The following is a 16,865-nucleotide window of genomic DNA, read 5'->3' as shown; positions in this document are numbered from 1 at the left end:
ACACGGCGTCCTACTTCCGGTCGGCCCTGCTCCCGGTAGACCCTGTCTCCGGTCGTCAGCCCGAGACCGGAGGACGTCGAACCCTACCCGTGGCGACGAGAGTGGTCGCATCGATCGTGTGCAGTCCGCGTGCGGTGACCTCCTCGGCGATCTGCTGCCGCACCGACGCCACCTGCCCGGAGTCGAGCCCGGTCAGCACCGCGCGCAGACCGGTGCCCGTTACGAGCGACCAGCACAACTCGTCCGTCGCCGGAAGGAGATTGGACAGGGTGCGGACCTCCACGGAATCGGTTCCGGCGTCCGCGAGCCACGCCTCGAGTGTGTCCGGAGTGTCGATCCGGTGCAGGGGTGTGCGGTCGCGCAGGGCGCCGTGCTCGCGCAGTCCGGGGGAGTAGCGCGACGCGACATCGAACACGATCGACGAGAACTCCTCCATCGCGCCGCGTCGCCAGACCGTCACGCCGGCGCGTCCGCCCTGCCTCACGAGCGAGACCAGACGCCAGAAGGTTCGGTCCATGTCCGGGAGGAAGAACACCCCGTAGGAGATCGACAGCACGTCGTAGCCGGCATCGGGTACGTCCGACGGCGCCTCCCACTGCGAGGCGTCCGCACAGACGAATTCGATGTTCTTCAGGCCGCGGCGTTCCGCGGCCAGGCGGCCGTGTTCGAGCATCTCGTCGGCGACGTCGACGCCGTGGACGAGACCTTCGGGTCCGACGGCTGCGGCGGCGGGAAGCGCGGACGATCCCGTTCCGCAACACGCGTCGAGCACCGCCTCGTCGGGGGCGACGCCGAGCTGGAAGACCAGCGCCTGCCCGGCCGGTCCCCACACCGTCGGGGTCAGCTCGTCGAAATCCCCGCTCGCCGCGTCGAAGGTGCGTGCGGTCTCGGCGGAATCGGCCCAGGGGTTCTCGGGATCGTCGTTCATGCCTCCTCCTCGAGGGCGTAGAACGGCTCGGCGTACCGGAAGGTGCCCCGCAGCTCGGGGTCGTGTGCCGTGAGCGCCCGTGCCTGGAAGTGGGACGCCCACTCCTCGACGTCGGGGGAGATCCCGAGTTCGGCGGCGGGCACGAAACCGAAGCGGGGGTAGTACTCGGGATGTCCGAGCAGGAGCACGATCGACTCGTCCAGGGCATCCGCCGCACCGAGCACGGCGTGCATGAGAGCGGCGCCCACGCCGGAGCGCTGGGAATCGGGACGGACACCGAGTGGACCGAGGCCCAGGGCAGGGGCGGTGCCGACGTGACCCCGGGTGGTGACGACATGGCCGACGATCGCGCCCGAGGCGTCCTCGGCCACGAGCGACAACGACGGCAGCCATGCGTCGCTCGCCCGCAACGACGCGACCAGGCCGGGTTCGACCGGCTCGCGACCTTCCGGGGCGAACGGCGCGAAGGCCGCGCGATGCACGTCGGCGATCGCACGGACGTCGGCGGGGAGTTCTCGACGGATCAGCACGCGATCATTGTCGTGGCCGAAGCGGCGCGGCGGTATCGAATTATCGCCGTCTGCTGTTCCTCCGGACCACCACGACGGCCACGACTGCAACGAGAAGCGCGATCATCAGGAATTCCATGGGAATCGGCTACCCGGCACGGGGCGAAGCATGCCGAGCACGGCCGTCGGATCTCGCCGTGTGGAAAGCTGCAGTCATGTCCGGAACCACGTTGACCCGCGCGCAGGTCGCGTCGATGATCGACCACACCCTCCTCAAGCCCGAAGCGTCCTCGCAGGACGTGCGGGCCCTCGTCGACGAAGCCGTCGAACTCGGCGTGTACGCGGTGTGCGTGTCGCCGTCGATGCTGCCCCTGCGGGCCGAGGGGGTCACGGTCGCGACGGTCGTCGGTTTCCCTTCCGGCAAGCACCATTCCCTCATCAAGGGCGCCGAGGCGCGACTCGCCGTCGACGAGGGCGCGCGCGAGATCGACATGGTGATCGACGTGGGCGCAGCGGTGGCCGGCGACTACAACGCCGTCCTCGCCGACATCCTCACCGTGCGCGAAGCGATCGGTTTCGACCCCGTCCTCAAGGTCATCATCGAGTCCGCGGTGCTCTCCGACGAGGCGATCGTCGAGGTGTGCCGCGCCGCGGAGAAGGCCGGCGCGAACTTCGTGAAGACCTCCACCGGTTTCCATCCCGCGGGTGGCGCCACCACCCACGCGGTCGCGCTCATGGCGGAGACGGTGGGCGGCAAGCTCGGCATCAAGGCGAGCGGCGGCATCCGCACCGCCGAGGACGCGGTCGCAATGATCGAGGCCGGAGCGACGCGACTCGGACTGTCCGGCAGCCGCGCGGTGCTGGACGGGCTGCAGAGCTGACGACAGCTCTCGACGGTCCGCAGAGTTGACGACAGCTCTCGACGGTCTGCCGGACCGGCCTCCTCGGTCACGACAGGAGGCCGCAGCTGCCCTCCTGCTGTTGCTGCTGCTGTCCCTGCGGGGCCTCCGGCAGCACGAAGCGGCCACCCTCGAGGCGGAGATCGATGCCGCTGTCGGTGACGTTCACCTCGGTGGCCTGCATACCCAGCGGGTACTGCTGCAGACCCGAGGTCAGGATCTCCACGACGCCGTCGACGAGGGCCGTCGGGAGCCCGATGCCGAGGATCGTCGCGTCGGTCGTCTCGACCGTCACCACACCGCCGTTCACCACCGGTCGCGCGGTGAACTCCGCGAGACCCTGGCCGCCGACCGTGAACGTCAGGGTGCCCGCGTTCTCGTCGGCCGTGACATCGGTGACGAGGCCGCCGACCGACTGGCTCTGCACGGTCGCGAGGATCCCGGAGGTGGGCCACGAGACGTCGGCACTCGAGCTGCCGATGGTGCCGGCGCCCTCGGCGGAGTCGCGCAGGTCGACATCGTTTACCTCGGCGTGCACCTGCATCTGCTGGGCCGGACCGAAGGCGGTGTCGTCGCTGTCGAGAGCGACCGAGGGAACCTGCCGGTCGAGCAGCTGGAGCAGCACCGGCTTCCAGCTCAGGTCGACGTCGACTCCCGTGCCGAGCTCGCTCTCGAAGGACTGGGCGAGGCAGGTCGTCGCGCGGTTGCGGACGTAGACCTCCGCGCCCACCAGGACTGCGACCAGCGCCGCGACGAGAACGGCGGCGATCGTGACGGTGCGGTTGCGCTTCCGTTGCGTCATGGTCGCCGATTCTTCCGGACGACGCTGAGGATCGACTGAGCACACGGCCACAGGATGAGGAAAATATGTGAGGTGTACCACATTCGTCGGCTACGCTGGGCGCCATGACAGGGTGGACGGATTCAGGTTACGACGCAACCGGGCGGGCCGATGCCGACGACTCGCTGCGGCGCCTCGCCGCCACGCAAGCCGGGTTCTTCACCGCACGCCAAGCCGTCGGTCACGGAATAGCAGCTCACGACTTCGCGGAACGCATCGAGGCGGGACTGTGGATCCGCGTCGAGACCGAACTGTTCCGCCTCAGCGACAGCCCACGGACGAAGTTCGACGAATTCGCCCAGTGGTGCACCTGGTACGAGGGGGAAGCGGTCGTCTCGCACCAGAGCGCCGCCGACCTGCACGGCATGGGCCACCTGCAGCCCCGCTTCCTGCACCTGTCCACACCCGACCAGCGCACCGTGCCGAGCAACCGGCTCGCGCTGCATCACCGGACGCTGGCAGAGGAGGACTGCGAGGTCGTCGGGGCCTTCCGGATCACCACACCCGCCCGCACCGCGGTCGACCTCGCGGCCGGCGGCGTGTCCCAGGAAGTGCTCGACGAACTCGTCGGCGACGCGATCGCGCTCGGCCGGGTCGACTCCGACCAGCTGCACGCCGCCGTGGCGAACCAGCCGGCCGCGGTGGCCGACCGGATCGAGCTCGCGCTCCTCGCCGCGGGCTGACCGACCGGGGCGACGACGAACTCGGGCAGACGGTCTCGGACCGCGACGAGCGCGGGTAGACGGTCTCAGACCGCGACCAGCTCGGATGCAACGGGTGCGCCGGCGGGCGCGACCGCGTCCCACGGCACCGTCAGCACGCAGTCACGCAGACGGCGGCGGGGCGGAGACACCGGGAAGCCCTGATCCCGCAGCAGCTCGAGCGTCGCCTTCCATCGGATCCGCGGCCCGAACGCCGCGTGCGGAGCGCTCGTCGCCCACGCCCGGTCGGCCGCGCGGAGCAGCGCGTGGATCGGCTCGCCCGGGACGTTCCGGTGGATCAGCGCCTTCGGCAGCCGTTCGGCGACGTCGGACGGTCTCTCCACGTGGAACGGGCTCCACGCCAGGGTCAGCGAACGGGGACCGTGCTCGTCGAGGAGCACCCAGGCGCAGCGCCGGCCCAGCTCGTCGCACGTGCCGTCGATGAGCAGGCCGCCGGGAGCGAGACCGGAACGCAGGTGCGCCCACGCCGGTTCGACCGCCTCCTCCGGATACTGCCGGAGCACGTTGAAGGCCCGGACCAGGGTCGGGCGCAGGCCCGCGAGCTCGAAGCCGCCCCGGGCGAACTCGACACCGTCGCGGCCCGGGACCACACGGTCCGGATCGATCTCGAGACCGACCACGCGCAGATCGCTGCGGACCCGACGCAGGCGCGCGGCGAGTTCGAGGGTCGTCACCGGCATGGCGCCGTAACCCAGATCGACCACCAGCGGGTCGGTGGCGTGCGTCAACGCCCTCATGATGTGGGGGTCGTGCATCGCCCAGCGGTCGCTGCGGCGCAGCCTGTTGATGCCGGTGGTGCCGCGCGTAACGACACCGACGGGTCCTCGATTCCGCACGCGCTACCGACCGGCGAGCCAGTCGGCGGTGATGGCCGCTTCGGTGCGGAACACGTCGACGAGATTGGTGAGGATGAGTTCTTCGAGTTTGCCGCCGACGAACGGGATGTGCACCTTGGCCTCGGAGGTGGTGCGGAGCGTGGCGCCGTGGTCGTCGCCGAAGAGCTCCATCGTGCCCGTGAGGCTGCCCGGACCGCCGGGGATCGACGCCTGGTAGGTGCCGGTCGCGCCGTCGGTGAACGGCCCGTAGTTCTCCTTGCGCGTGATGACCATGTCCTTCTTGATCACCGTGCGGGCGATCTCCGGCAGGTCGGAACGCGGCAGGACGTGGTGCAACACCAGCGCGATGCCCGATTCGGAGACCGTGAACTCGCGGACGTGGTTCTCCGAGTACTTGCGCATCTCGGTCATCCGCGCTTCCCAGTGGGCGGGGTCGGCGAGAGCCTCGTACACCCGCTCCGGTGGATGAGGGAAGCGGGCGGAGTAGTCGATACGCCGTGCCACGACCGGCCAGGTTACCGCGCCGGACGGCCTGCCCGGAAATCGCGACCGTCCACGGGGGAGCCCCGCGGGGTGCGATCAGGCCGAGTGATCCCCGTTCAACCACTGCTCGGTGAAGGTGCGCTCCGCGTCGAACAGCTCGACGAGCTGCTCGACGATCATCCCCTCGATCTTGGAACCGAGGAACGGGATCTTCACCTCGACGGTGCCCTCGATGACGACGGACGAGCCCGCGCCGTCGGCGATGAGCGTCATCCCACCGGTGACCTCGCCGGGCATGCCGTCGACGTGGGCCGAGAACCTGCCCTCGGCGCGGCCGTCGGCGAGCGCTCCCCACGACTCGTGACGCCGGATGACGAGATCGCCCGGGCGTAGGCTCGTGACCATGCTCGGCAGGTGTTCGGCCGGGATGGCCTGATGGAGGTCGAGCTCGATCGTGCCGTCGCCGGTGTCGGCGCGTTCGACCGCCGCACCCGGGCCACCGACCTCACGCAGCCGGGTCTGCCAGTACTGCGGATCGACGAACGCCGCGTGGACCGCAGCAGGCGGGGACGAGTAGTTCGCAGTGTGGTCGATAGGGCTGCCCATACGGGGCACGCTACCGTTTGCTGGTGCTTGATCCACGTACCAGGGCCCGGCTCGTCGAAACGGGAGCCACGGTGTCCGAGCAGGTGTCGCTGTCGGAATTCACGACCCTGCGGCTCGGTGGCCCCGCCCGGTATCTCGTCGAATGCACGTCCACCGCGTCGTTGATCGAGGTCGTGCGCCTGCTCGACGAGCAGGAAGTGCCGCTGCTGCTCCTCGCGGGCGGCTCCAACCTCGTCATCGGCGACGAGGGTTTCGACGGCGTCGTGGTGCGTGTCGCGACCACCGGTGTCGACCTCCGCGACGACCACGTCCGGGTGGACGCGGGAGCCGGATGGGACGCCGTCGTCGCGACCACCGTGGAGGCCGGCCTCGGCGGACTCGAATGCCTGTCGGGTATCCCGGGCTCCGCGGGAGCGACGCCGGTGCAGAACGTCGGGGCGTACGGCGTCGAGGTGGGCTCGATCCTGCGCCGTGTCCGCCTGCTCGACCGTGCCACCGGACAGGACTCGTGGGCCGGCCCCGAGGCACTCGGTCTCGGCTACCGCACCAGCATCCTCAAGCACACCGACGCGGCGGTCGTCCTCGAGGTGGAACTGGACGTGCGGAGCGACGGTTCGTCCGCACCCCTCGCATACCGGGAGCTCGCTGTCGCGCTGGGTGCGGAGGAGGGCGAGCGCCGGCCGGCGGCGCAGGTACGCCAGCACGTGCTCGCGTTGCGCCGCAGCAAGGGCATGGTGCTCGACGCCGACGACCATGACACCTGGAGCGCCGGATCGTTCTTCACGAATCCCGTCGTCCCCGACGACCGCCTGCCGCAGGTGCTCGCGGCCATCGCGGCGAAGGTGGGGGAGGACGTGCGCATCCCGCAGTTCCCCGCGGACGGCGGCACCAAACTGTCGGCCGGATGGCTCATCGAGCGGGCCGGTTTCGCGAAGGGTTTCCCCGCCGCCGACGCACCGGCGCGGTTGTCGACGAAGCACACGCTGGCGCTCACCAACAGGGGAGCGGCATCGGCCGCGGACCTCGTGGCGCTGGCGCGGACGGTGCGCGACGGCGTCGAGGACGCCTTCGGGGTCCGTCTGCATCCCGAACCTGTCACCGTGAACTGCGTGATCTGACGGACGGCCCGCCCGTCACCAGCGGTTGCGGACCTCCTCCGCGAAGCCGAGGAGGTTCTCGATCTCGAGCCGGGTGCCGTCGTCGAGCACGACACTGCCGGTGAACCGTCCGAAGACCTGGTGCTGCGTGGACCGCACGAGCAGGGCGTTCACGTCGGCCGCGCGGTCGAGGATCGGTTCGAACTCCATCTCGAACCGCTCGTCGTTGCTGGTGAAGCGCCACGGTGCCCCGTCGTAGGTGTCGCGGGGCAGATGGAAGTGCACGCGGTCGAGCTTGTGCGCCACACCGTCGTGGAAGAGCATGTTCTCGCTCGCCGCGGTGGTGTCGCCGAAGCCGTGGCCGATGTTGAACCCGAACCGCACGCCCTCGTGGATCCCCGAGGCCGACCCCCAGTACCAGGTGTTGTCGTAGGTCCACACCCCTCGACCCCAGTCGAACACCCCGAAGGCGGTGGCGGGATCGAAGACCAGCTCCCGCCCACCCACGGTGACCGTGCCCTGCGCGGGCAGGCAGTTGATCTTCTGGTTGTAGTAGAAGGCCTTCGGTGCCCGGGGGAAGGGCGTCGCGATCACCATCCGGTCGTCGGACGGTTGCGTGAGCACAAGTTCGCCGGACAGTCCACGCCCGCCACCGAAACGGGGATGGTCGACGACCAGCCGCCGGGCTTGCCCGTCGTGGTGGTACTCGATGCGGAGTCCGCCGTGACGGACGACGACATCGCCACCGTCGGCGGTGTACGGCAGGCGCATCCGGCCGAGCGGGAAGGGGACGAGGGCGTTCTCGGTGGTCTCGGAGCGACCCGCGAGGTCGAGCACGCTGACTCCGAGGAGCCCGACGTAGCCGTTGTCGGCAACGGTCAGCGCGATCCCGAACGGTCCGTCCTCCCCGTCGGAAAGAACACAGTGGTAGTCCCACTCCTTGATGCGGAACCGTGACGCCGCGACCCGCTGCCGGTCGTAGGTGCGGACCTCGGAGGTGCTCCAGCCGGCTTCGGCGAGCCTCCCGTCGTCGTCGAGCAGCGGTCCGGGCGCGAGGCGTCGTTGGCGCATATCCCGTGACAGTACCGACGGGGGTGGGCGCGACCGCCTCGCCGCGCCCACCACCGCGGTGGGTCAGTCGGTGACGCGGTGGAACCGGCCGGCATTGGCCTGGTCGCGCGGCTTGACGATGATCTGGTCGAGGTTGACATGCGACGGCCGCGACGCGACGAAGCCGATGATGTCGGCGATGTCCTGGGCGACGAGCGGGGTGATGCCCTCGTACACCTTGTCGGCCCGATCCTTGTCGCCCTCGAAGCGCACCAGCGAGAACTCGGTCTCGACCGCGCCCGGCGCGACTTCGGTGAGGCGGACGGGCTGTCCGAGCAGTTCGCCGCGCAGCGTGCGGTGCAGCACGGCCTGCGCGTGCTTCGCCGAGGTGTAGCCGGCGCCGTTGTCGTAGGCCTCGAAGGCCGCGACCGAGGTGATGGTGACGATCAGGCCGTCGCCCGAGGCGATGAGCTTGGGGATCAGAGCCTTGGTGATGCGCATGGTGCCGATGACGTTGGTCTCCCACATCCAGCGCCAGTCATCCTCGACGGCCTCGGCCACCGGTGCGAGTCCCTTGGCGCCACCGGCGTTGTTGACCAGCACGTCGACCCGCGGCAGCACCGTGGTGAAAGCGTCGACCGAATCCTCGTCGGTGACGTCGAGCTCGAGCGCGGTACCGCCGATCTCGTCGGCGAGCTTCTGCAGGCGGTCGAGGCGGCGTGCGCCCACCACGACGTGGAAGCCCTGTGCGGCGAGCGTGCGGGCGGTCGCCTCGCCGATTCCGGAGGAGGCTCCGGTGACGACGGCGACGCGGGAATCGGGAGAGATGCTCATGGGGGCAATCGTAGTGTCGGGCACCGGATGCCGCCGCACGTCCCGGCCTGCGAAGTCCTTTCCGTGCGGCTACCCTGCGGCGTATGACCACCACCCGCGGTCGATACAGTTCGGGCGAACAGACCCGGATCCGGCTCGTCGAAGCCGCCGAGCGGCTCTTCGCCCGCCGTGGATACGACGGGGTCACCCTCGCCGACATCCGCAAGGCCGCCGGACAGCACAACTCGTCGGTGGTCGGTTATTACTTCGGCACCAAGGAGGGGTTGCTCGAGGCGGTCTTCTCCCACCGGTTGGCCGCCCTGAACTCCCAGCGGGAAGCGCTCCTCGCCGAGATGCTGCGGACGCGGGAGACCCTCTCGGTCCGCGACCTGCTGTGGGTGATCATCCGCCCCCTGGCCGGCACGCTCGGCCGCAACAACCACTACGTCGCCTTCCTCGACCGGCTGTCGAACCACGACCGGTTCGCCGAGTGCTTCCGCGTCACCGGACCGACGGGAACCGAGAGCGGCCGCCGGTCCGACACCGCGCTACGGACCCTGCTCGGGCCGTTGCCCGACGACATCGCCGGGCAGCGTCTGCGGCTGGTCTACTCCGGCACCGTCGGTGCGCTGGCGCGGTGTCACCGTGCAGGCGAATCACCCACCACGGCAGAACTCGCCGCGCTCGTCGACGCATGGGAGGCGTTGTTGCTCGCCCCGGTGTCGGCGGAGACCGCGCACGCACGCGGGGACGTGCAGGAAGGTTTCCCACCGGATCGGTGAGGATTGGACACGACGCGGTTCGGGCGATAGTTTGATCGACATGTCAGTCGGCCACACCTCCGCACCGCGGGTCACCTATGTGACCGCCGCGCTGGGATCACGGCTGCCTCTGGCGCGCGAACTCTGTTGTCGCTGCTGCGGAAAGTAACTCCGCACCGATCCCGCTCTCGTCGTGCGGGTCCGTCTCCGATCGTGTTCTCCACGTCGGGGTCTCGGTGCGTCGATCGTCTCCCGCCCGTTCTCCGGTCGTCACGTCCGGATCAGCAGCCAAGGATCAGCGCCGTGTCGGTTCCCACTCTCTCGCCGTCCGTTTCCCTTCCCTCGCGGTCGTCCGCGCCCCGTCGCGCCACCGGTTCCGCCGTCCGCGGATCCACGCGTGCGACGGTCGTCCGTCCCCGCACCTCCCGTGTGTCGAGCCCGGTCAGGATCGTTCCGCCGGACCTGCGTATCGCTGACGGCACCGGGGCGTCGGTCTTCCGTGTCGCCGCCAACCGCGGCCCCGTCTCGCGCGACGTGATCGCCAAGGTCACCGGTGCGAGCATCGCCACCGTCAATCGTCAGGTGTCGGCCCTGCTCTCGGCAGGTCTGCTGCGTGAGCGCGCCGACCTGACCGAACCCGGCGCGGTCGGCCGGCCGCGTGTTCCCGTCGAGGTCGACCACGAGCGGTACCTGACGGTCGGCATCCACATCGGTGCCGTCACCACCGGCATCGTCGCCAGCGACCTGCGCGGTCGCATCATCGGCGCCGTCGAGGTCCCCACGCCGACCGGCGACCAGGACGCTGCGCTCGCGTCGATCACCGCGAGCGCCAAGGCCTTCGCCGGGCGGTGGCACCGCCGCACCCCGTTGTGGGTCGGCGTCGCACTCGGCGGGCGGGTGGACTCGAACACCGCCGTCGTCACGCACCCGCGACTCGGCTGGGTCGACGCCCGGGTCGGCGCGATCGTCGGTGGCGGTATGGGGCTTCCGGTCTCGGTGGCCGCGCACGTCGAGGCGATGGCCGCCTCCGAGTTGCTCCTCACCCCCGATCGCGACGCCCCCGAGGCCAAGGGCACCGGCCTGTACTTCTACGTTCGTGAGACGGCCGGTGTGGCAATCACTTTCGACGGCAAGGTGCACACCCCTGCCGGCGGTCCGGGTTCGGTGACGCATTTCCCCACCGGTTCGTCGGCCCGGTGCTCGTGCGGCGGCACGGGTTGCCTCGAGGCGACGGTGAGCGATCGGGCGGTCGTGCAGCGCGCGGTGGCCGAGGGCATCCTCGCCGACGGCGACGACACCATTCAGTCGCTCTACCGCCTCGCGCGGGACGGTTCCGAGGCCGCCCACGGTCTGCTCGTCGAGCGGGCCACCGTGCTCGGCCGCACCGTCGGAATGCTGCGCGACCTGTTCAATCCCGACCGTGTGATTCTCGGCGGACAGGCCTTCACCGAGTACCCGGCCGCGGTTCCGCACGTCGCCCGCGCGTTCGCCGCGTCGACCACCCTGCCGCGCAAGGACATCCGCATCACCGGCTTCGGCAATCGGGTGCAGGCCCACGCCGCGGGTGTCGTCTCGCTCAGCTCGTTGTTCTCGGATCCGATCGCGGCGATGAAGCGCACCGAACTCTGAGCGATCCCGTCGGATTCACACGCTCGGCGGGGCGTCCGTCGCGTCCGCAGCGGCGCCCCGCCGGTCGAGTTCCGCCCGGGCCCGGTCCAGCCCGCCGTGTTCGAGTGCGGCCGAGTGCGATTCGTCGGCCCACACCAGTTTCCCCCGTTCGTGGACCGTCACGGTCATGCGACCGCCGAGATGTTCGATCGAACCGGCGACGTTCCGTCGTTCCGCGGGCAGGGGGACCGGCAGGACGTGCGCCGCTCCGAGGGGTGAACTTCCCGAGATCTCCACGCTCCAGCGGGCATTGCGGCCGCGCAGGTGCCAGCTCTCGTCGGTGACCGTCGCCCGGACCGGGGATGTGACGGGATTGCCCGGCCGCACGATGCGCCCGTCGGGTAGTGCGACGACGACCGCCGTGACCTCCGTGCGCAGCGGACCCGAATGCACCTGCCCGCCGGCGAACGCCACACACGCCTGCGGGTCGGCGAATCCCTGCGCCTGACCCCACCACCACGACTCGGGGAAACCGCCCTTGCCCCAGTTCTTCTCGCCGTAGACCTGGGCGCCGGTCAGATCCCACTTCTCGTCGCCGAGGATCGCGTGCCCTTCCACCCGGCCGCCGAGCAGCCAGGAATGCCAGTACTGGTTGAGACCGGGGACGGAATGGAACACGCTCGACGCGCCGAAGCGGCGTCGCGGCCAGAGCCGCAGATCCGACAACCGGATGTCGAGACGGGCGTCGTCGCCGAGATCCATCCACACGCGTTCGCTGTCGCCGCAGAAGACGTCGCCGGCCGATGCGCCGAGCCGATCGGGATCGGAAGCGGCCACCGGATGCGCGGCGGTGCGCAGGAAACCCCCGGGATGGGCGGCCAGGCCGAGCGTTGCCCAGTACGAGCCGGGCCCTCCCGAGTCGTCCGCACGGTTGACCCCGCACAGGGCGATGACGACGCGGCCGGTTCCGGGCTGGGTGAAGCGCCAGAAGTAACCCTCCATCGCGACGCCGTGCGCGGCGAGCGGATTCCCGAAGGGCAGATCCGCTCCCGACGCGCGGTAGCGGGTCCACAGACTCCTCGGTGAGAGATCCTTCGGTGAGAGCCGTCCGTGTCGTTCGTGCACCGCCATGCCCGCTCCGTTCCGTGGATCCGTCCTGTCCGTTCTCCGGATGTACCCAGCATGGCCGTTCCCGTCACGGAACGTGCGGAATCGGGCAGCGATGTGCGGACGCGGGGGAGGTACCTGCACCTCGCGTGGTCGGTCGGCCATAACGTTGACCGGACCGGATCGGACCGAAGAGAACGCGAGAAGTACGTGACAGGAGAGAAGGGCGGCTCGTACCGCGAGTTGTTCGCAGCGCCGGGTGCAGCCGCGTTCTGCCTGGCGGGATTCGTGGCGCGACTGCCGATCGCGATGGTCGGGATCGGCATCGTCACGATGTTCTCCCAGCTCGAGGGGAACTACGCGGTCGGCGGCGCACTGTCCGCGGTGTTCGCGCTGTCGTACGCCGTGCTCACCCCGCTCGTCTCCCGCGCGGTCGACCGGTACGGCCAGCGACGGGTCCTGCCCACGGCGGCGGCCGTCAGTGCGGTCGCCACCCTCGCGATGCTCGCGGGCGTCCGGTTCGAGGTGCCCACGGTGTGGCTGTTCGTCTGCGGGATCCCGGCAGGACTCATGCCCACGATCGGCGCGATGGTGCGGGCGCGGTGGACGCAGCTCTACGGCGGCACCCCGCGACTGCGCACCGCCTTCGCGCTCGAAGCGGTGGTCGACGAGGTGTGCTTCATCGTCGGCCCCGTCCTGTCGGTGGGCCTGAGCGTGGCGGTCTTTCCCGAGGCCGGCCCGCTGCTCGGCGCGGTCCTGCTGCTCGTCGGCACCCTCGCCCTTGCGGCGCTGCGCAGCACGGAGCCTCCCGTGCAACCGCACACCGACGACCGTGCGCGGACGAACATCCTGCGCATGCCCGTCCTCCTGTCGATCGTCGTGGTGATGGTCGCGATGGGTGTGGTCTTCGGCGTGATCGATGTCGCAGCCGTCGCGTTCACGGCCGAACAGAACTCTCCGGGATCGGCCACCTTCGCGCTCGCACTGTTCGCGACGGGTTCGGCGATGAGCGGCCTGATCTTCGGTAGCCGGGTGGGATCGAGTGCTCCGACCCGCCAGTTGTTCGTCGCCACCGGCACTCTCGCCGTCCTGCTGTGCCCGTTGCTGCTCGCCGGTTCGGTGCCGATGCTCACGGTGCTGTACTTCGTTGCCGGATGCGCGATCTCGCCCATCATGATCGTGGCGACGTCGCTGACGCAGCAGATCGTGCCGCCCGACCGGCTCACCGAGAGCATCACGTGGACGGTCGCGGGTCTCGGCGTCGGCGTCGCCGCAGGTTCGGCGCTGGTGGGACAGGTCATCGACCGGACCGACGCCGGCACCGGATATCTCGTGGCGGTCGCCGCGGGCATCCTCGCGGTCACCTGTGCCGGCGGGATCCATGTGCGGGCACGGTTAGAGTGACGCGCATGGCAGTTCGTGAAGTGGCCGGTATCGACGGCACCTCCCTCGTCTATCGCGCATTCGGCTCCGAGACGGCACCGGTTCTGGTGCTGCTCCACGGGTGGGCGCAGTCGTCGCGGTGCTGGGGCGACGGGGTCCTCGACGCACTCGCCCGCGACTTCCGTGTGGTCGCCGTCGACCTGCGCGGACACGGTTATTCGCAGGCTCCCGAGACCGGATACGCCGATCGCAGCCTGTGGGCCGGCGACCTCGCCGCGGTGCTCGCCGCCGAGAACGTCTCGGAGACGAACCCGGCGGTGCTGCTCGGCTGGTCGTACGGCGGCCTGGTGATCTGCGATTATCTCGCCGAACACGGCGCGGGAGCCGTCGCCGGCCTGGTCCTCGTGGGTGCCATCACGAGCATCGGCCGTGGCGAGAAGGGCGGACGCGTCGGTGCCTCGATGCGTGCCGCGATCCCCGCCGCGATGTCGGAGGACCCGAAGGAAGCGGTGCGCGCACTCGGCTCCTTCGGCAACGCCCTCACCGGTCCCGTCGTCGAGGGCAGCGCTCTCCTCGAAGGCAAGGGCGCGGTGTCGCAGGCCTTGTTCGGCGCGAGCCTGTCCACCCCGCCCCGCGTCCGTGCGGCGCTGTTCGACCGGGCGGTGGGCAACGACGACCTGCTCGCCGCCCTGGACGTGCCGGTTCTCCTCCTGCACGGCGACGCCGACTCGGTCGTCGACGTCTCCGCGGCGCACCACGCGGCGTCGCTGCTGCGGCGCGCCACGACCTCGATCTGGGAGGGTGTCGACCACGGTCCGTTCGTCGAGGATCCCCACCGGTTCGTGTCGGAGGTCGGAGAGTTCGCTCGGGCCGCGACGGCGGAGGCGGCGACACGCGAAGATCGGCAGCAGGGCAGTATGGAGGGGTGACGTCCCAGCCCAGCCGCCCGCACCGCGTGGCCGTGATCTCGGTCCACACCTCGCCGCTGGCGCAGCCCGGAACCGGGGACGCAGGCGGTATGAACGTGTACGTCCTGCAGACCGCCGTCGAGCTCGCGCGTCGCGGCGTCGAAGTCGAGATCTTCACCCGCGCGACCTCGTCGGCCGATCCGGCCGTCCAGCAGGCCGCGCCCGGGGTGCTCGTCCGCAACATCGAGGCCGGCCCCTTCGAAGGCCTCGACAAACACGACCTGCCGACGCAGCTGTGCGCTTTCGCCGCCGGCGTGCTGCGCGAGGAGGCACGGCACCCGCAGGGCTACTACGACCTGGTGCACTCGCACTACTGGTTGTCGGGGCAGGTCGGCTGGCTCGCCCGCGACCGCTGGGGTGTGCCGCTCGTGCACACCGCCCACACGCTCGCCGCAGTGAAGAACGCCTCGCTCGCCGAGGGCGACACCCCCGAACCCGCAGCCCGGCAGATCGGGGAACAGCAGGTCGTCGCGGAGTCCGACCGCCTGGTGGCCAACACCGCCGACGAAGCGGGGCAGCTCGAACGCATCTACGGGGCCGATCCCGCGAAGATCGACGTCGTCGCACCGGGCGCCGACCTGAACCGCTACCGGCCCGGCGACCGCGCGGCCGCCCGCGCCGAGCTCGGACTCGATCCGCGCGAGACCGTCGTGGCGTTCGTGGGCCGCATCCAGCCGCTCAAGGCCCCCGACGTGCTGCTCGAGGCCGCTGCGCGGGCACTCGCCGACGACCCCGGCATGCCACTGCGGGTGCTCGTGGTGGGAGGTCCCTCGGGAACGGGTCTCGAGCGCCCCGACGCGCTCATCGAACTCGCGTCCGCGCTGGGTATCGCGTCGCGGGTCACCTTCCTCCCGCCGCAGCCGCCGGACCGTCTCGTCCAGGTCTACCGGGCTGCGGATCTCGTTGCGGTGCCGAGCTATTCGGAGTCCTTCGGTCTCGTCGCAATCGAGGCGCAGGCTTGCGGCACGCCCGTGCTGGCCGCGAACGTCGGGGGTCTCGGCGTCGCCGTGCGCGACGGGGAGACCGGCGTGCTCGTCGACGGGCACCGCATCGACGACTGGGCGACGGCGTTGCGTTCGCTCGTCGGCGATCCGGATCGTCTCGCCCGATTCGCGGCGACCGCGCCCGTGCATGCGGAGTCCTTCTCGTGGGAACACACCGCGGAAGGACTGCTCGACAGTTACCGACGGGCCGGGATGCGTCGCAACCGCGCCTTCGGTACCGGCGAGCACTCGCTGCGACGGCAGCGTGGAGTGTGGAAGTTGCGACGGACGAGGGGAGTCACGGCATGAGCGACCGGCTCATCGAACTGATCGAATCGACGCTGCGCGATCGCGAGCTCGAGTTCTCCGTCAAGGAGGGCGGGCACTTCGTCGTCGAGCTTCCGGGCGAGAAGAAGCTCAAGACGACCACGCTGCTCAGCGTCGGACAGCACGGTGTGCGGGTCGAGGCGTTCGTGTGCCGCAAGCCGGACGAGAATTTCGAATCGGTGTACCGCTACCTGCTGCGTCGCAACCGTCGCCTGTACGGCGTGGCGTACACGCTCGACAAGGTCGGCGACATCTATCTGGTGGGACGCATCGCCGCGCACGCGGTGACCCCCGAGGAGATCGACGCGGTCCTCGGGCAGGTCCTCGAGGCGGCGGACCACGACTTCAACATCATCCTCGGTATCGGGTTCATCACGTCCATCAAGCGCGAATGGGAGTGGCGGGTCTCGCGGGGCGAACCGTTGCGCAATCTCGAGCCGTTCCGTCACCTCATCGAGGAGGAGACCGGCACGCCGTTCGAGCCCGATGTGGACGACGACGAACCCGAGGATCGGCGCGAAGCGAACGGGTGACGGCGTTGCCGGACACCGTTATCTCGCCGTGAACATGTCCGGTTGGAGAGGTCTGCACGGCCGTATGGTGTGACCATCCCCACAATCGAAATCCGCTGGAAACGTCCGGGAAACGGTGCGTTCCCGCGAAGCGACCTGGGGTTTTGTCGATCGCCGGTCCGGTTTCTCGCACAGCCGTACCGGAAAATCGACCCGTGACCTCGCCGTGATGAACCCTTACCGTCGATGTAGGCCCGATACCGACGGGCGTTACACACCGGCCCCGCAGCCGCTCGTTCCACCCCCGCGGGATTGTCGGATCCACAACCTGCCGAGGGGTGGAGCGAGATAGCGACCGGGCGTGCGCCAGCACCGCACCGTGTTGCCGGCACCGACCGTCCAGCCCACATGTGGCGGACCCATTGCGTCGGG

General features: G+C 70.0%; 18 protein-coding genes. 9 read left to right on the top strand and 9 right to left on the bottom strand.

What is annotated here, in order from left to right:
* Nucleotides 1-55 precede the first annotated feature (55 nt).
* Nucleotides 56-928, bottom strand: coding sequence for a class I SAM-dependent methyltransferase (locus tag ACLBYD_RS16925; RefSeq protein WP_447817330.1), 873 nt, complete (start codon nt 926-928; stop codon nt 56-58).
* On the bottom strand, nt 925-1,458 hold the full coding sequence (locus ACLBYD_RS16920) for a GNAT family N-acetyltransferase (protein ID WP_447817329.1): 534 nt from the start codon (nt 1,456-1,458) through the stop codon (nt 925-927). Before ACLBYD_RS16920 ends, ACLBYD_RS16925 begins: the two co-directional genes overlap by 4 nt.
* A gap of 194 nt (nt 1,459-1,652) precedes the next feature.
* On the opposite strand from ACLBYD_RS16920, the gene deoC reads away from it, so the two are divergent.
* On the top strand, nt 1,653-2,318 hold the full coding sequence (gene deoC, locus ACLBYD_RS16915) for a deoxyribose-phosphate aldolase (RefSeq protein WP_019291175.1): 666 nt from the start codon (nt 1,653-1,655) through the stop codon (nt 2,316-2,318).
* 67 nt (nt 2,319-2,385) lie between these two features.
* On the opposite strand, the gene ACLBYD_RS16910 is transcribed toward deoC, so the two are convergent.
* On the bottom strand, nt 2,386-3,138 hold the full coding sequence (locus tag ACLBYD_RS16910; RefSeq protein ID WP_447817328.1) for an LmeA family phospholipid-binding protein: 753 nt from the start codon (nt 3,136-3,138) through the stop codon (nt 2,386-2,388).
* Between the two features lie 104 nt (nt 3,139-3,242).
* Here ACLBYD_RS16910 and ACLBYD_RS16905 point away from each other — a divergent pair, with 104 nt between their 5' ends.
* Complete coding sequence (locus ACLBYD_RS16905) at nt 3,243-3,860, top strand: type IV toxin-antitoxin system AbiEi family antitoxin domain-containing protein (RefSeq protein WP_006552373.1); 618 nt, start codon at nt 3,243-3,245, stop codon at nt 3,858-3,860.
* Nucleotides 3,861-3,925: 65 nt separating this feature from the next.
* Here ACLBYD_RS16905 and ACLBYD_RS16900 read toward each other — a convergent pair whose 3' ends face one another.
* The 3 genes from ACLBYD_RS16900 to ACLBYD_RS16890 form a co-directional block, all read right to left on the bottom strand.
* Nucleotides 3,926-4,735: a methylase gene (locus ACLBYD_RS16900; protein WP_019291178.1), complete on the bottom strand. Its 810-nt coding sequence runs from the start codon at nt 4,733-4,735 to the stop codon at nt 3,926-3,928.
* 3 nt (nt 4,736-4,738) lie between these two features.
* Nucleotides 4,739-5,239, bottom strand: a complete 501-nt coding sequence (locus ACLBYD_RS16895) for a DUF2505 domain-containing protein (RefSeq protein WP_033096127.1) — start codon at nt 5,237-5,239, stop codon at nt 4,739-4,741.
* A 75-nt stretch (nt 5,240-5,314) separates the two neighbouring features.
* Nucleotides 5,315-5,824, bottom strand: a complete 510-nt coding sequence (locus tag ACLBYD_RS16890) for a DUF2505 domain-containing protein (RefSeq protein ID WP_006552370.1) — start codon at nt 5,822-5,824, stop codon at nt 5,315-5,317.
* Nucleotides 5,825-5,847: 23 nt separating this feature from the next.
* On the opposite strand from ACLBYD_RS16890, the gene ACLBYD_RS16885 reads away from it, so the two are divergent.
* On the top strand, nt 5,848-6,942 hold the full coding sequence (locus tag ACLBYD_RS16885; RefSeq protein WP_447817327.1) for a UDP-N-acetylmuramate dehydrogenase: 1,095 nt from the start codon (nt 5,848-5,850) through the stop codon (nt 6,940-6,942).
* Between the two features lie 15 nt (nt 6,943-6,957).
* On the opposite strand, the gene ACLBYD_RS16880 is transcribed toward ACLBYD_RS16885, so the two are convergent.
* Both ACLBYD_RS16880 and ACLBYD_RS16875 read right to left on the bottom strand, forming a co-directional pair.
* Entirely contained in the window at nt 6,958-7,992 is a 1,035-nt protein-coding gene (locus ACLBYD_RS16880; protein WP_447817326.1) for a DUF2804 domain-containing protein, read from the bottom strand.
* A 63-nt stretch (nt 7,993-8,055) separates the two neighbouring features.
* Entirely contained in the window at nt 8,056-8,805 is a 750-nt protein-coding gene (locus ACLBYD_RS16875) for an SDR family NAD(P)-dependent oxidoreductase (RefSeq protein ID WP_006552368.1), read from the bottom strand.
* Between the two features lie 83 nt (nt 8,806-8,888).
* Here ACLBYD_RS16875 and ACLBYD_RS16870 point away from each other — a divergent pair, with 83 nt between their 5' ends.
* The gene (locus tag ACLBYD_RS16870) at nt 8,889-9,566 is read left to right on the top strand and encodes a TetR/AcrR family transcriptional regulator (protein WP_447817325.1); all 678 of its coding nucleotides are present in this window, start codon (nt 8,889-8,891) and stop codon (nt 9,564-9,566) included.
* A 282-nt stretch (nt 9,567-9,848) separates the two neighbouring features.
* The gene (locus ACLBYD_RS16865; RefSeq protein WP_230791042.1) at nt 9,849-11,174 is read left to right on the top strand and encodes an ROK family transcriptional regulator; all 1,326 of its coding nucleotides are present in this window, start codon (nt 9,849-9,851) and stop codon (nt 11,172-11,174) included.
* Between the two features lie 15 nt (nt 11,175-11,189).
* Here the strand turns inward: ACLBYD_RS16865 and ACLBYD_RS16860 are convergent, their stop codons facing one another.
* Nucleotides 11,190-12,284 (bottom strand): tocopherol cyclase family protein, encoded by a 1,095-nt coding sequence (locus ACLBYD_RS16860; RefSeq protein WP_447817324.1) that lies wholly within the window; start codon nt 12,282-12,284, stop codon nt 11,190-11,192.
* 186 nt (nt 12,285-12,470) lie between these two features.
* On the opposite strand from ACLBYD_RS16860, the gene ACLBYD_RS16855 reads away from it, so the two are divergent.
* The 4 genes from ACLBYD_RS16855 to ACLBYD_RS16840 are packed head-to-tail and all read left to right on the top strand — an operon-like array spanning nt 12,471 to nt 16,454.
* Nucleotides 12,471-13,664, top strand: coding sequence for an MFS transporter (locus ACLBYD_RS16855; RefSeq protein WP_447817323.1), 1,194 nt, complete (start codon nt 12,471-12,473; stop codon nt 13,662-13,664).
* A gap of 5 nt (nt 13,665-13,669) precedes the next feature.
* The gene (locus tag ACLBYD_RS16850; protein ID WP_447817322.1) at nt 13,670-14,572 is read left to right on the top strand and encodes an alpha/beta fold hydrolase; all 903 of its coding nucleotides are present in this window, start codon (nt 13,670-13,672) and stop codon (nt 14,570-14,572) included.
* Nucleotides 14,569-15,903, top strand: coding sequence for a D-inositol-3-phosphate glycosyltransferase (gene mshA / locus ACLBYD_RS16845; RefSeq protein WP_006552362.1), 1,335 nt, complete (start codon nt 14,569-14,571; stop codon nt 15,901-15,903). Before ACLBYD_RS16850 ends, mshA begins: the two co-directional genes overlap by 4 nt.
* Nucleotides 15,900-16,454: a type III secretion system chaperone family protein gene (locus tag ACLBYD_RS16840; protein ID WP_006552361.1), complete on the top strand. Its 555-nt coding sequence runs from the start codon at nt 15,900-15,902 to the stop codon at nt 16,452-16,454. The genes mshA and ACLBYD_RS16840 overlap by 4 nt, the downstream gene beginning before the upstream one ends.
* Nucleotides 16,455-16,865: the final 411 nt, after the last annotated feature.

The organism is Rhodococcus sp. C26F, from assembly GCF_053345925.1.
The sequence above is the reverse complement of the archived record's forward strand: the minus strand, read 5'-3'. Positions and strand labels throughout refer to the sequence as shown.